At 61.0% G+C, this 12,857-nt stretch carries 12 protein-coding genes and 1 pseudogene; 4 read left to right on the forward strand and 9 right to left on the reverse strand.

The window, feature by feature from the left end; genetic code table 11:
* From V7082_RS18590 to gmd, 7 genes are all read right to left on the reverse strand, one after another.
* Nucleotides 1–743, reverse strand: a 743-nt coding sequence (locus V7082_RS18590) for a glycosyltransferase (protein WP_334150908.1), incomplete at its 3' end; no start/stop codon positions are given.
* A 10-nt stretch (nucleotides 744–753) separates the two neighbouring features.
* Nucleotides 754–2,688 (reverse strand): methyltransferase domain-containing protein, encoded by a 1,935-nt coding sequence (locus V7082_RS18595; RefSeq protein ID WP_334150909.1) that lies wholly within the window; start codon nucleotides 2,686–2,688, stop codon nucleotides 754–756.
* Between the two features lie 3 nt (nucleotides 2,689–2,691).
* Nucleotides 2,692–3,984 carry an ABC transporter ATP-binding protein gene (locus V7082_RS18600; protein WP_334150910.1) on the reverse strand — a complete coding sequence of 431 codons (1,293 nt, stop codon included), beginning with the start codon at nucleotides 3,982–3,984 and terminating at the stop codon, nucleotides 2,692–2,694.
* 1 nt (nucleotide 3,985) lies between these two features.
* On the reverse strand, nucleotides 3,986–4,771 hold the full coding sequence (locus V7082_RS18605; protein WP_334150911.1) for an ABC transporter permease: 786 nt from the start codon (nucleotides 4,769–4,771) through the stop codon (nucleotides 3,986–3,988).
* A 90-nt stretch (nucleotides 4,772–4,861) separates the two neighbouring features.
* Nucleotides 4,862–4,990 carry a hypothetical protein gene (locus tag V7082_RS18610; protein ID WP_334150912.1) on the reverse strand — a complete coding sequence of 43 codons (129 nt, stop codon included), beginning with the start codon at nucleotides 4,988–4,990 and terminating at the stop codon, nucleotides 4,862–4,864.
* Nucleotides 4,987–5,928, reverse strand: coding sequence for a GDP-mannose 4,6-dehydratase (locus V7082_RS18615; RefSeq protein ID WP_334150913.1), 942 nt, complete (start codon nucleotides 5,926–5,928; stop codon nucleotides 4,987–4,989). The genes V7082_RS18610 and V7082_RS18615 overlap by 4 nt, the downstream gene beginning before the upstream one ends.
* A gap of 14 nt (nucleotides 5,929–5,942) precedes the next feature.
* Nucleotides 5,943–6,932, reverse strand: a complete 990-nt coding sequence (gene gmd / locus V7082_RS18620) for a GDP-mannose 4,6-dehydratase (protein WP_334150924.1) — start codon at nucleotides 6,930–6,932, stop codon at nucleotides 5,943–5,945.
* Nucleotides 6,933–7,121: 189 nt separating this feature from the next.
* Here gmd and V7082_RS18625 point away from each other — a divergent pair.
* The 3 genes and pseudogenes from V7082_RS18625 to V7082_RS18635 all read left to right on the forward strand — a co-directional run.
* Nucleotides 7,122–8,191: pseudogene (locus V7082_RS18625) on the forward strand (IS3 family transposase); the annotation flags it as partial.
* Between the two features lie 53 nt (nucleotides 8,192–8,244).
* Entirely contained in the window at nucleotides 8,245–8,637 is a 393-nt protein-coding gene (locus V7082_RS18630) for a transposase (RefSeq protein WP_334150914.1), read from the forward strand.
* Nucleotides 8,627–9,784 (forward strand): glycosyltransferase, encoded by a 1,158-nt coding sequence (locus V7082_RS18635; RefSeq protein ID WP_334150916.1) that lies wholly within the window; start codon nucleotides 8,627–8,629, stop codon nucleotides 9,782–9,784. Before V7082_RS18630 ends, V7082_RS18635 begins: the two co-directional genes overlap by 11 nt.
* 40 nt (nucleotides 9,785–9,824) lie before the next feature.
* Here V7082_RS18635 and V7082_RS18640 read toward each other — a convergent pair whose 3' ends face one another.
* Entirely contained in the window at nucleotides 9,825–11,357 is a 1,533-nt protein-coding gene (locus tag V7082_RS18640; protein ID WP_334150918.1) for a DUF4339 domain-containing protein, read from the reverse strand.
* A gap of 379 nt (nucleotides 11,358–11,736) precedes the next feature.
* Between V7082_RS18640 and ndk the strand changes: the two genes are divergently transcribed.
* On the forward strand, nucleotides 11,737–12,159 hold the full coding sequence (gene ndk / locus V7082_RS18645; protein WP_334150920.1) for a nucleoside-diphosphate kinase: 423 nt from the start codon (nucleotides 11,737–11,739) through the stop codon (nucleotides 12,157–12,159).
* A 259-nt stretch (nucleotides 12,160–12,418) separates the two neighbouring features.
* On the opposite strand, the gene V7082_RS18650 is transcribed toward ndk, so the two are convergent.
* Nucleotides 12,419–12,857, reverse strand: a 439-nt coding sequence (locus tag V7082_RS18650; RefSeq protein WP_334150921.1) for a cytochrome P450, incomplete at its 5' end; no start/stop codon positions are given.

Raw genomic sequence — 12,857 nt, forward strand, 5'->3', positions numbered from 1 at the left:
CCGAAGGCATCGATCAGGCGTTCGAGATTCTTTCGCGGCTCGCTGCCGCCTGTGGTCAGGAGGAAAGGACGGTTGATATTGAATTTTCGCAGCAGCACTTCGGCCTGGGCGGGAGGAATCTCGACGGGTCGAAAGGTTTGATCTGCCGCTGTGTAGATCGTGTGGACGCGCCCTTTGGGCAAGTCGAGTCGGTCAATTGCCTCGCGACGTGCGCTTTCCGAAATGGCCAGCCACAGATCCGCACGCCTGAGATTCTCTATCTTGTCCGCATACCATTTCTGGGTGCGTTCGTCGCCCAGATAAAGATCCGGATAGATAAACGGGATCAGGTCGTAGAGGATGACTGCGGTCGGGACGCGGAGCGGAAATGAGGATATCGTTCCGACCGCATTCTCCAAGAAGCCCTCGAAAAGGCTCGTGACGAGCACGCAATCCGGCGAAAGGCTTGCCAGAAAAGCTTCCCTTACCTGCGCGCTGGCCTCGCGGCGCCACGTATCAGCCTCGCGACCGTAGAAGGCGGGCCCTACGCCCTCCCATACTACGATGTTGCCGGGTGGAAGCAGGCCTTCCAGCATCTCGTGGATACGGTCGTTTATGTCGGGCAGCAGCCCGCTCAGGACGACAATGACGTCATGTTTCCTGTTCTGGCGCAGGATGGCCTTTACAAGCTCCGTCGTGTAGCGACCAATTCCTCGCAAGGCACTGCTCGTCTGCGCTCCCTGTAGGTCTATTACGATACGCATGGCGATTTCCTCAGCGTCCGTTGGTCGCTGCTCTGAGGTCGGTGTAGATTCGGCGCACACGCGGCGGCAGTCCGGTGGGAGCGATCACGATGTGACCGGGACGAAAAAAAAAGGGGGGGCCTGCAGGCACGCCTATTCCCAGAGTGTCGCGTACGCAACGGTCGAGCCTTGGTAACAGCCGCAATATACGGCTCGCCACGCCGGCCAATCGCGGGCGCGCCAGCACGAACCGGGCGGTCTTTTCGATCGTTCGCTGCGTAAACCGGTGCGGGCGCGATCCCGGCTTGAAGGTGATCCACGCCCTCACGCCCTGGGCAAACCAGCGTCGACCGTGCAACTGCAGGCGAACCGCGCGCGATACGGCGCGCAAGGGCGCGGTGATGCGCCATGATGTCGAGGCGCGCATCGCGGCCAGCGCGGCATCCGTCTCCAGGATGTGACGGTTCAGCCGATCGATCTCCGCCAGATGCGCGGCTATCGGTTCAGGTTCCGCTATACGATGTCTCTTCGCGAGCAGTTCCGTATAAAATTCTGCAGTAGCGTCAGATATAGCCGTCATTGCGGACAAAATGGTAGGAAGCATATTTTGCGGCGTGCTGAAGGGCGTACATGCCGAGGCATCGCCGCGATCAATGTCATAGCTGAATTGCTTGAACCCACGATCTGGCGCCGAGATGGTCAGCAACTTCCATGCTGCGGAGCGATATGGCTCAGGCAATTCGTCCGGATTGAACCACGGGGGACGAAACGGCAGAATAGAACCTAGTTTTCTGTCCAGAACCTCTCTTAGAAATATCAGAAATGAGAGATATATATCTCGCGGCCAAACACAATCCTGACCGTCATCATCAATCGCTCCATAATCGATTAATTTCGCACGGTTGTTTTTGTCCATTATAACATTCCATGGCCTCAAGTCGTTATGATAAAGGCCGGCCTCCTCAAGGAGGATAAGCTGCCTCAATATATCATGGATTACTTTATGCGGATCATAGGGGAGGCTATGGAGTATGCGTCGAATGAGCGGTTCGCCCGCGACAAAATTACGAACGAGCCAGGCCTCACGTTCATTGTTTCCCCAGAGATGCAGATTCGGTGCTGAAAAATTCTCTGGTGGATTGCGCAGGAATGCCACTTCTTTACGAAATTCATTGCTATTATCAATGTATGTATCAGATTTGTCTAAATATATAATCTTTGCGAGAAGATATTTTCCAAAGTAGAATCTTCTGCTCCCTTGATGAACATCTGGAAACGCATCGTTGGATACATCTGTCCATTGCTCAAATTTCTCCAATTTCCCACCAAGAAACCAGTAGTGATTGCTCGCAAAATAGAGCGGCCTCGCAAGAGATGAGAGATGCGTTTTATGGCGGAAAATTTCATGCGAGAATGCAATATTCTTAAGCAGGTCACGAGGAAATTTTGGCAGAGAGATGCCCCAATAAAGTGACTCCTCTGCCAGCGCTAACTCGAATAAGCCTACAGTGGTTTTTTTTCCAATCTCTCCTATAAGAGATTGAGTAAATTCTATTCCTCTATCATGCGCTATATGGTGAAAGACACTGAGCCCCAATACGATATCGTATTGGTTATCTCCAATATTATCAACGCAATCCTCAATTCGGCCCTTTTCAAACGAGACGGTCAGATCCGGGTTTTCGACAGCGATTGCTTGACATAGATTGATATTCTCTCGCAGATAATCGACCCCATGAACCGTAGCTCCGAGTTCCGCCAGCGAAAAGCTGAAAAAGCCCTGCGCACAGCCTAAGTCGAGCACCCGAAGCCGACGACCCAGATACTTTTCGATCTCTTTGTAGACGGTAGTGATGTTTTTGAGACGATCCATGCAACCGCGGGATGCCTCGGCAGAAATCTCGGGATGGTTGAATATGGGCTGATAAGCTTCTGGAAGCTTTCTAACAAGAACATCGATCGACATACGTTACTCTCCGTCTATGATAGAAAATTCTGCGGCCAGATCGCAAATGCCGGTAATATCTAAATCCCGCTCAATTGTCAGAAGCACTGAATCGTAACGTCTATCTAGTGGAATAGTATTTTCCCGTGACCCCGCAGAGATTCCAAATGAAGCGAGGTAGTGGCCGGCGGTCACCGCCATAGGCATCGTGAAACAAAATATCAATTGACTTCCGGACTTTACGGAAATCGGCTTTACAGGTTTGCGGGAGAGAAGCGAATTGGTGCCGTAGATAAAAACGCCATCATGTGCTTTAAGCAAAAATCCAGGTATTACCGAATCATAATCACTCTCAAAAAGAACTGAAAAATAAAAATCTACTCTATCATTGCTTTTCATCGCTGGAGGATAATTTACTCCTCTCGATGTAATAATGTAATCGAGAATTTTAGCCCCACCGTTTCCCCAGCGATACTCCTCTTTGCGGTATCCTGGTCGTGTGTGAAAACGCTCCTCGCGTTCAAGCAATTCAGGTGGAGGAGAGGCAGGCGACGTAGTGGCGATCGGATCAAGGATGGAGTTTCCATGACCGCCGGATATTTCATCAAGATAGTAGTTGCAGGCCTCACGTGGATCGCCATCGAAAGCGAGTTCACCTTTTCGTAAGAGAATAGCTCGATCGCAATGCCGGGTGACGTCGTTTGTTGAGTGGGTCACAATGAGCAGCGATGTTCCATTCTTCTTGAACGAGGCTATCCGCTCGTAGCATTTTGCCTGAAAAAATGCGTCGCCGACTGCCAGCACCTCGTCAACGATCAAAAGGTCCGGCCGCTCCGCCGTCACCAGCGCGAAGGCAAGCCGCGCCTGCATGCCGCTTGAATAGACCCGCAGCGGTTGGTCGAAGAACTCGCCGATCTCGGCGAACGCCTCGATGTCGGGAACCAGTTCCGCAAGCCGCTCCTGCGACAGGCCCATGAGCCCGCCAGCGTAGAAGACGTTCTGCCGGCCGGTGAATTCGGGGTTGAAGCCGAGGCCCAGTTCGAGGATCGCGTTGACTTTCCCCGCGACACGCACGCTGCCGTGTGTCGGGCGCATGGTGCCGGTTATCAGCTTCAGGAGCGTGCTCTTGCCCGCGCCGTTCTGGCCGATGATGGCGACCGCCTCGCCGCGGCCGACGGTGAAGGTCAGGTCGCTGACCGGCCAGAACTCCGCCGCCGGCGTCACCTTCGCCCCGAACCAGCCCGCGAAGCGCTCGAGGTTCGAGCGATAGGTCGCGTAGCGCTTGGCAAGTCCCTCGACGGTCAGCACGAGTTCCATCTCAGAGCGCATCCACCAGTTCCGGGCTCGCGCGCCGGAAGAGAACGAAGGCGAATGTCACCGCGCCCGCCGCGACCAGGGCCGGGACGGCGAGCGTGAGCGGCTGCGGCCAATGGCCAAAGAGAAGCGCGTCCTGATAGATGCGCACCAACGGCGCCATCGGGTTCAGGTCGACGGCCCAGCGGAAGCGCTCCGGCACGATGCTCGCCGGGTAGACGATCGGCGTCAGCCAGAACCAGAGTTGCAGCACGATGGCGACGATCTGGCCGATGTCGCGCACGAAGACGTTCAGCACGCCGAGGATGATGCCGAGGCCGAAGGCGAGCGCCGAAATCAGCGTGATGCCGAGGGGAAGCGCGAGGACCGACCAGCCCGGCACGTGCCCGAAGAACAGGAAGACGAAGAGGATCGCGGCGATCAGCAGCACGTGGCCCGTCAGCGCGCTGCCCCACACGATCACTGGCAGGCACAGCCTCGGAAAGGCGATCTTCTTTATCACTGAAGCTTGCTCGATGAATATGGTCGTGCTGCGATTGAGAATCTCGCTGAAAAGCGTCCACGCGGCGAGGCCAGACAGAAGATAGATCGGATAGGCGGCCTTTACTTCGGTGTCGGGAAGCCGCGCCTGAAGCACCTGCGAAAGCACGATGGAGAAGATCAGCGTCTGCGCCAGCGGATTGAGCAGGAACCACAGCCCGCCCAGCCGCGAGCGCGCAAAGCGGCCCTTCAGCTCGGCGCGGATCGAGGCGAGGATGAAATGCCTATACTCCCACAGGCTCCGCAGCATCGGCGCTACCTCCCGGTTCCCATGCCTATGCCCTTACTTCCGGCGATATCCGAAAATTCTCTGCCGGAACAATCATCTAAGCTGGGTTCGTCAGAAGCGGCGGTCCATGCGCTTGAGGTCTGATTTCCCATGGTTTTCCTCGCGCTTACCGGACCAAAGGGCATAGGCATGCTTGGTGCCTGTTCCGCGTTCGCGAAGATCGCCCAGCCCGCCCGTCATGATCGTTCCCGCCAATAGTTTAGGACGTCGTCCAGCGTCCGTTCCAAGGGGATCACCGGGCTCCAGCCAAGCCGAGCGCGCGCGCGGCTGAAATCGCCCCATGTCCTTTTCACGTCCGCGGGCCGCATCCGCTCCGGGTCGGACCGGACCTCGACCGTCACGCCCGCCCGCTCAATCAGCATGTTGATCATGGCTGCAAGGCGTGTCGGCGTTCCGGAACACAGGTTGAAAACCAGATCCGGCACGTGCGGGATATCGCTCAAGGCTGCCTGCGCATAGGCCCTGACCACGTCGCGAACGTCGAGAAAGTCGCGCTCGGCCTCCAGGTTGCCGACATGCACCACGGGCTCATCGCGGCCCGCGGCGATGCGCGCCACTTGGCGGGCGAAAGCCGGGATCACATAGGTGTCGGACTGGCCAGGGCCGGTGTGGTTGAAGGGACGGAAGCGCACCGCGCGCAGCCCGTCGTGGGACATCTGGCCGATCATCACGTCGGCTGCCGCTTTGGTGGCGGCATAGACGTTCATGGGCTGCAGGGCGGCATCCTCGGTCAGCGGTGCCTGCGCGTCGATGAAGGATGCGCCGTAGGCGTCGGAACTGCCGGCATGGATGAAGCGCGCGCCGGGCGCGTGACGCAGGACCGCTTCCGCTAGGTTCCGCGTGCCGGTCAGGTTGATCTCCCAGGCGAGCCCAGGGTCGTCGCGCGCCTGCGCCGGCGCCGCCACGGCAGCCAGATGCACCAGCGCCGTCGGCTTCACCTCCCGGACGAGCCGCTCGACCGCGTCGCGCTCGCGGATGTCGACGATCGGAACCGATCCCAGGCCCGGAGCCACGATCCCGCCGCCCTGTCCCTCCGTTTCCATATGGCGGACGAGGAAGGAGCCGACGAAGCCGGTGCCGCCGGTGATCAGGACGCGGTGTTCGAGCCGTGCCGCCAACGGACTTTTCCCTTTCAGGCCCGCGCGCCCTGCGCGCGGTAGCGCTCGAGATCGGCGTCGACCATTTCGCGGATCATGTCCTCGAGCGGAATCTCCGCCTGCCAGCCGAGCTTCTCGCGCGCCTTGGCGGGATCGCCGAGCAGGACGTCCACCTCGGCCGGTCGGAACAACTCCGGGTCGATGACAAGATGGTCGTCGATCTTCAGGCCGGCATGCGCGAAGGCGATGGCGCACATCTCGCGCACCGTCGTGGTGCGGCCGGTCGCGACCACATAGTCGTCCGGCGTGTCCTGCTGAAGCATGAGCCACATGGCGCGCACATAGTCCTTAGAATGACCCCAGTCGCGCTTGGCGTCGATGTTGCCCAGCCTGAGTTCCTTCGCAAGGCTCAGCTTGATGCGCGCAACGCCGTCCGTGACCTTGCGCGTCACGAACTCGATGCCGCGCAAGGGTGATTCGTGGTTGAACAGGATGCCGCTGGAGGCGTGCATGCCGTAGCTCTCGCGGTAGTTCACGGCGATCCAGTGACCGTAGAGCTTGGCGACGGCATAGGGGGAGCGCGGGTAGAAGGGGGTCATCTCCGACTGTTGCGGCTCCTGGATGAGGCCGTACATCTCTGACGAGGAGGCCTGATAGAAGCGCGTCTGCGGGCGTTCGAGCCGCAGAGCCTCCAGGATGTGGACGACGCCCAGCCCGGTCACCTCTCCGGTCAGGATCGGCTGCTGCCAGGACGATTTCACGAAGGACTGAGCGGCGAGGTTGTAGACCTCGTCCGGCTTTACATCGCGGATCGTGCGGATCAGCCCGGACAGGTCGAGCAGGTTGCCGTCGACCAGATGCACGTCATTCTCGATCCCCAGCCATTTCAACCGTGTCGTGTTGACGTCGGATGTGCTCGAGCGCCGCACGAGGCCATGCACCTCGTACCCCTTGGAAAGCAGAAGTTCCGCTAGATAGGCACCGTCCTGTCCGGTGACGCCCGTAATCAGCGCTATTTTCGGCATGGTCATCATGATTCTAGTTTATACGTCCATGTTGGTATAAGGTTGAGGGATGATCATCGGGGCCCTACTTTCAGCGCATTGCTACATGTTGGCTGCGGCGAAATCAAATGCTTCTGACCTGTTGACCCTCCCCCTGAACGGGTACCCGAAATAATGTAGACTCCGTTCGTCACCCAAGGGAGACGGACGATGCGTAAGGGTAAGTATTCAGACGAGCAGATGGTGGCGATCCTGCGGGAAGCGGATCGCGATCCGAAGGCCAGTGTCGCCAAGAAGCACGGCATCAGCGAGCAAACGCTCTACACGTGGCGCAAGCGCTTTGGCGCCATGCAGTCGGACGACGTGCGCCGCCTGAAGCAGCTTGAGGCAGAGAACGCGCGGCTGAAGAAGCTGGTGGCCGAGCGCGACCTCGAGATCGAGGTGATGAAGGAGATCAATGCAAAAAAATGGTGAGCGTGCCGGCTCGCCGGTCCCAGGTGGCGTACGCGGTGGTCAAGGGGTTGTCGCAGCGGCGGGCTTGCACGCTGATCGGTGTCGGACGGTCGGCGTTGCGTTATCGATCAACGAGAACGGAGAGGGACGCGCCGGTGCTGGCACGGATGACGGCGCTCGCCGCGCAGTACCCGCGCTACGGCTATCGGCGGATCGCGATCTTCCTCGAACGCGAAGGACACGTCATGAGCTTCGGCCGCTGTCATCGCCTGTGGAAGCAGGCGAAGCTGCAGGTGCCGAGAAGGCGACCGAGAAAGCGCGTCGCGACGGGCCGCCCACGGCCGAATGCGCCGACGGGCGCGAACCAGGTGTGGAGCTACGATTTCGTGTTCGACTGGTGCGCCAACGGCCAGCAATTGAAGTGCCTCACCGTCACAGACGAGTGGACGAAGGAAGGGCTGGCGATCGAGGTCGATGGCCGCATCCGTTCGGGCCGCGTGATCGAGGTGCTGTTGCGTCTCATCTCCGAGCGCGGCGTGCCGCTGTACCTCAGATCCGACAATGGCCCGGAATTCGTTTCTCGCGCGCTGCTGAAGTGGATCGTGGCGCAAGGCATCCAGACGGCGTTGATCGATCCCGGCAAGCCCTGGCAGAATGGATCGACGGAGAGCTTCAACGGCAAGTTCCGCGACGAGTGCCTGTCGCTAGAGTGGTTCCGCTCCCGCGCCGAGGCGAAGGTCGTGATCGAGACGTGGCGGCGGCACTTCAACGAGGTGCGGCCGCATTCGAGCCTCGGCTATCTGACGCCGGCCGCGTTCGCGGCGAGACTGAAGGAGAAAGACGCAGCATCCGTCCCGGCGACGGGCCGGACCGCTGCGGTATGTGGAGCCTCCGCGCTCCGGCCCGTCGCATCACCGTCCCGCAGGGGGCAACCGAAGACAGCAACCAGGGTGGTCGTCTCAAGCTAAGCGTGGCCCGAAGAAACAGGGCAGGTCACACCCACGTGGCGCTCGCGACCGGCTCCGGCCGGCGCGCAGCGCGACACCCTGCGTTCCGATGGGTCAACACAGTGCTCGGCAACATCAAGAGCGCGATCACCGGCACCTACCGCGCAATCCGCAAGAAGCACATGGTCCGCTACCTCGCCGAGTTCGAGTGGCGCTTCAACAACCGTTTCGACCTCGCTGCCATGATCCCCGCACTGGGGCGTGCCGCCGTCGCAACCAAACCGCAGCCCTACTGGTGGCTCAAGATGGCGGACTATGGTGCGTAATCAGGACAGCTCTTTCATGCGCTTTTCTCGATCCGTGTCATCCGGCCTCGCGATTTTTCACGACTATTTCGGCATCCGCGGTGGCGGAGAGCGCCTTGTCCTGACACTGGCGCAGGCAACTCATGCGACACTGGTCTACGGCTACAAAACAGACCAGTCGTTCGACGAGACGTATTTTCCGACCGGCGCCCGTTCGCTCGGCGTCGCTCGTCGCTTTCGAAAGTTCGGACTGCATATTCCGGTTCTGACGGCAGCGTTCCGTCGCCAGCAACGCTGGGCTGCTCGTTTTCCGGTGCGGCTGTTTTCGGGTGTCGTGTCGCCCTTCTCCGCGCCAGATCGATCGGACGGCGGCATCAACATTTATTATTGCCACACGCCGCCGCGTTTCCTTTTCGATCAGCGCGAGAGCATCCTGGCAAGGAAAAGCCCATTGCGTCGCCTGATCGCGCTCCCGGGTCTGGCCTTGTTCGAGCACGGTTACCGACGGGCGGTGCGGCGGATGGACATTATCGCCACGAACTCCGAGAATACGCGTGCCCGGATTAAAAAATATCTCGGTCGGGACAGCGTTGTCATATATCCGCCGATCGATACGGGTCGTTTTTCCTGGACGGGGCAGGGGAGCTATTATCTTTCCACCGCCAGGCTCTCGCCGCTGAAGAGAGTCGATAAGATCGTCGAAGCGTTTCTCGACATGCCGGAGAAGCATCTCGTCGTGGTGTCCGGCGGCGAGGAGGAGGAGCGCCTCCGACGTCTGGCGGCGAACGCACCCAATATTCAGTTCCGGGGGTGGGTCGGTGATGCGGAGCTTGCGGAGTTGATCGGCAGATCCATCGCCACGATCTATCTGGCCAAAGACGAGGATTTCGGTATGTCGCCCGTCGAGTCCATGGCGGCCGGAAAGCCGGTTATCGGAGTTGCAGAAGGCGGTCTCCTTGAATCGATCCGCGACGGGACCACGGGCACGCTTCTTGATCCCGATTTCACGCGCCGCGATATCGTCAGCGCGGTGATGGCCATGACCCCGGAAAAGGCATTATCCATGCGTTTTGCGTGCGAGGAGAGGGCGCGTGAGTTCTCGGAAAGCCATTTCCTTCGCCGGATGACCTCGCTTATCGAGGCCGCCGAGCATCCGGCGCAAAGGTAAATCGTCAAAAAGCGCCGTTCGGCGTGTGCAAGTCGAGCGCCTAGCCGGAGATGACGGGCTTCAGGGTCTCGAACAGGAGACGTTCCTGGGTGCTGGGATCCTCGATGGCGAGGTGGGCCGTGAACCAGTCCTTCAGCATACTGCAGACACGGGCGCGCGGCGCCTGGGCGAGAGCCTTCGGATTGGCGAAGAGCTGCATGTCCGCCTGGGTCCAGCCGAGGCGGCCGAGCTCACCGGCGAGCACGTCGTAGTCGGTCTTCACGGGCGCGGCATGCTCGGCCGGCTGCTTCCGGCCCTCGGCGATCGCGCCGATGACAGCCGAGACCTGGGCCTCGATCTCGGCGCTCTTCGCCGGATCGTCCATGCGCGCGACGATGGTCGGGCTCGATTCGCCTTTCGAGATGAACTCGTAGCAGTCGTCGCCGCTCTCCTGCGAGAGCTGGGTCAGGTTTGCGAGGAAGGCCGCCGCCAGCTCCTTGTGGCGGGGGGTGCTGGCCGCAAGGGCGTATTTGGCATTCTCGCGCCGGAGAGCGACAAGCTCACCCACCAGATAGCGTGTGATCTCGGCCTGTTCCTTGTTCTCCGCAGAGAGGCGTGCGACCTCGGTGACGCGCGCCTGATACCAGTCCGGAAACTCCTGCTTGACGGAGGCCCACATGCCCCGGCTCTGCAGCTTGCGGTCGATGTCCTCGGGCGAGTGCGCCGTTGCGGCGACGGTCTGAACTGCGGCCGTTGTTTCAGGAGCGGTCACTGCAGAAGGCGGAAGGGTGCTGGCTGTCGCCGCGGTTGCGGTCGCTTCGGGCTCCGGTCCCCGTCCCGGGTCCGTGTCGTCGGCCTGCATGTAGGTGAAGACATCGTCCTTGTATTCGCTCGACAGCCAGAACCCGACGCCGATCATGGCGATGAGGCCGGTCGCCACCAATGCGAGCTTGCCGCCACGCCCGGCGGGCGGGGGGGCAGGGCGCTGCTGCGCCGAGAGCTCCGACGGCCGGCGGCTGTCGGTGGTGGTGCGCGAGGCCGCCAAGCCCGCGGGAGACATTGCCGCGCCGCCCGGTCCGGCAGCCGGCAGCGGGCCTGCCGTGCGCACGGTGGGATTGCCGAGCGGCCGCGTGACCATCGGATCGGCCGGGCTCGTCTCGCGCTCCGGGGGCCTGCCATCGTGCGGAGCCGATCCGGACACGGGCTGGGCCTGCGGCCGGGTGGTCGATCCGTCCCGGGGCGCGGACTCGCGGGCGGGCGCTGCGGTGTGGGCTGTTGCAGGCTGAGCCGCCGGGGCCTGGGTGGCTGGAGCCTGTGTGACTGAGGTCTGGGTGACCGAGGCTTGAACCGCTGCGGGTGCGGCTGGCTCAGCCGCGGGTTGTGCCGGCGCGCGGGGAGAAGGCTCGGGTTGAGCAAGCTCCGGGAATACGGAAGATGCGGCCCGCCAGTCGGTGAACCCCTGGCGCCAGACGAGATCGGTCGGCTTCAGGTGAGCGAACTCGACGATCTTCCTGAGCTCGGCATCCGTCACCGGGCCGTGCTGCGTCCCGTCCCGGGCGATGAACCATTGAACGTCTGACGCTGATCCAGTCATGCCCGCTCATACCACGATGTGAGAACGCCGGTCCAAGTCTCCGGGCCGCCCCGAACCTGCCGCTGCCGGCCGACGTTCCCGATCATGACCTCCATGCCGTGCCCCGTCCTTGCCGTGCGGCAACAATCCACAAGATGCATTTTCTGTCTTGCGGAGCTTCGCATGCCGGTCGTGGATCCCCAGATCTTCCCCAGCAATTTGCGCTTTTGAGTCTGATCAACATTGAATCCGGGCTTTTACAGGGCATGTGTGCTGGTTGCGGGCCTGAGTCGCGGCCTGCGTTAAGGCGCCGCCTTCTGGCGGCGTCGGGCCTGGCTTATAAGCCGGCCCGCAATCGCTTGAAATTCGAAAAAAAAGGATCTGACAGAGAGCTATGATGATGGCCATCGAGCGCACCTTCTCAATCATCAAACCGGACGCAACGAAGCGCAATCTCACGGGTGAGATCAATGCTGCGATCGAGAAGTCTGGGTTGCGTATCGTTGCTCAAAAGCGCGTCAAGTGGACCAGGGCACAGGCGCAGGAGTTCTACGCCGAGCACAAGGAGCGGCCGTTCTTCAAGGATCTCGTCGCGTTCATGACCTCGGAGCCGATCGTGCTGCAGGTGCTCGAGGGCGAAGACGCCGTCGTCCGATATCGCGAGATCATGGGGGCGACCGATCCGGAGGAGGCCAAGCGGGGCACACTCCGCAAGCGCTTCGCGCTCTCCAAGAGCGAGAACTCGGTGCACGGCTCCGACAGCCCCAAGTCCGCCTCGCGCGAGATCAAGCTCAACTTCTCGGCCAAGGAGATCGTCGGCTGAACGGCCGGCCCCGATCTCGGACCGGAAGCAAAAAAACGGGCCGTTGCGGGCCCGTTTTTTTGTCGGCTGCCGTGCTCTGGGCGTCGCCTCCCGGAGACGTGTCTGGATCCCGGCCTGCGCCGGGATGACGTGAGGGTTGGCGCGCCTGGGGTTGCTTAAACTATCCGTCACCCGACGTCATGGCGGAGCCATGCTTCGCATGGGCGGTCGGGTCCAGTGACGCCTGCAAGAACGCGGGTCCGTCCCTCCGCGGGATGGATCAGCTCAGCTCGCGAACGCGGAACAGGAGACCGCCGCGCGGCGTCAGGGTCACCGTGGCGTTGATGCCCGGCGGCTGAAGGCCCACGTACTCGGGACGGAAGCGGCGGAGCAGGATCGAGAGCGCCAGTGTGTTCTCCACCTGGCTCATGGCCCCGCCGATGCAGGAGCGCTTGCCGGCGCCGAACGGGATGTAGCTGTACTTCACCTGCTTCTGCGTCTTGTCCATCCAGCGCTCGGGCACGAACGCTTCAGGGTCCTTCCAGAACTTCGGATTGTGGTGGGCGCCGTAGCCGAAAAGCACGATGCGGTCGCCGGGGCTGATCTCCTTGCCGGCGATCTCGTCGGGGCCTGCGGCAACGCGAATGAGGCTCCAGACCGGCGGATAGAGCCGCATGGTCTCCTGGATCACGGCGCGCGTGTACTGGAGCGCCGAATAG

This window comes from Hyphomicrobium sp., from assembly GCF_036833075.1.
GTDB lineage: Bacteria > Pseudomonadota > Alphaproteobacteria > Rhizobiales > Hyphomicrobiaceae > Hyphomicrobium_C.

Excerpts from the sequence above, each read along its gene's own strand:
- V7082_RS18630 (WP_334150914.1), top strand. The coding sequence starts at position 8,245 with ATGTGGAGCCTCCGCGCTCCGGCCCGTCGCATCACCGTCCCGCAGGGG.
- V7082_RS18605 (WP_334150911.1), bottom strand. The coding sequence starts at position 4,771 with ATGCTGCGGAGCCTGTGGGAGTATAGGCATTTCATCCTCGCCTCGATC.
- V7082_RS18600 (WP_334150910.1), bottom strand. The coding sequence starts at position 3,984 with ATGGAACTCGTGCTGACCGTCGAGGGACTTGCCAAGCGCTACGCGACC.
- V7082_RS18595 (WP_334150909.1), bottom strand. The coding sequence starts at position 2,688 with ATGTCGATCGATGTTCTTGTTAGAAAGCTTCCAGAAGCTTATCAGCCC.
- V7082_RS18635 (WP_334150916.1), top strand. The coding sequence starts at position 8,627 with ATGGTGCGTAATCAGGACAGCTCTTTCATGCGCTTTTCTCGATCCGTG.
- V7082_RS18610 (WP_334150912.1), bottom strand. The coding sequence starts at position 4,990 with ATGACGGGCGGGCTGGGCGATCTTCGCGAACGCGGAACAGGCACCAAG.
- ndk (WP_334150920.1), top strand. The coding sequence starts at position 11,737 with ATGGCCATCGAGCGCACCTTCTCAATCATCAAACCGGACGCAACGAAG.
- gmd (WP_334150924.1), bottom strand. The coding sequence starts at position 6,932 with ATGCCGAAAATAGCGCTGATTACGGGCGTCACCGGACAGGACGGTGCC.
- V7082_RS18640 (WP_334150918.1), bottom strand. The coding sequence starts at position 11,357 with ATGACTGGATCAGCGTCAGACGTTCAATGGTTCATCGCCCGGGACGGG.